General features: G+C 39.7%; 2 protein-coding genes. Both read left to right on the top strand.

The genetic code is table 11. The features are described 5' to 3' along the window. Positions 1 to 251 (top strand): IS66 family insertion sequence element accessory protein TnpB (gene tnpB, locus DV872_RS26255; RefSeq protein WP_147283291.1); only part of this gene is annotated, 251 nt, incomplete at its 5' end. Between the two features lie 30 nt (positions 252 to 281). Then, the coding region (locus tag DV872_RS26250) for a hypothetical protein (protein ID WP_199563551.1) at positions 282 to 517 on the top strand (236 nt) is incomplete at its 3' end.

Raw genomic sequence — 517 nt, 5'->3', positions numbered from 1 at the left:
ATATGGAGCTTAATCCATTCTCATCTTCCATTTTTCTATTCTGTAATCGGGAAAGGAAGATCCTGAAAGCCCTTTACTGGGATAACAATGGATTCTGTTTATGGCAGAAGAAGATAGAGAAAGAGACCTTTCCCTGGCCAAAGGATGAAGCCGAGGCTCAGAATATTACATATGAACAACTGAAGCTTCTGTTATCGGGAATCGATTTCTGGAAGGCTCATAAAGCACTGAACTACTGTGAAGTATTATAATTCCCGGGAATACCCTAGACTCCTTATCAGATGTCAGAATCAGGATTGCCCGAGAGCCCAGAAGAACTAAAGAAACTCATTGAGGAACTCCAGGAGCAGAACAATACTCTTCAGACAGATAACAATACTCTTCAGACATATAACAATACTCTTTTGACAGATATCAATACACTTCAGAATAAGAATGACCGACTCAAGGAACGAGTTAAACTTCTGGAGGATCATATCTTTGCAAGAAGAAGTGAAAAATGGACCGTCCTTGATAA

This window comes from Oceanispirochaeta sp. M1, assembly GCF_003346715.1.
Classification (GTDB): domain Bacteria; phylum Spirochaetota; class Spirochaetia; order DSM-2461; family DSM-2461; genus Oceanispirochaeta.
The sequence above is the reverse complement of the archived record's forward strand: the minus strand, read 5'-3'. Positions and strand labels throughout refer to the sequence as shown.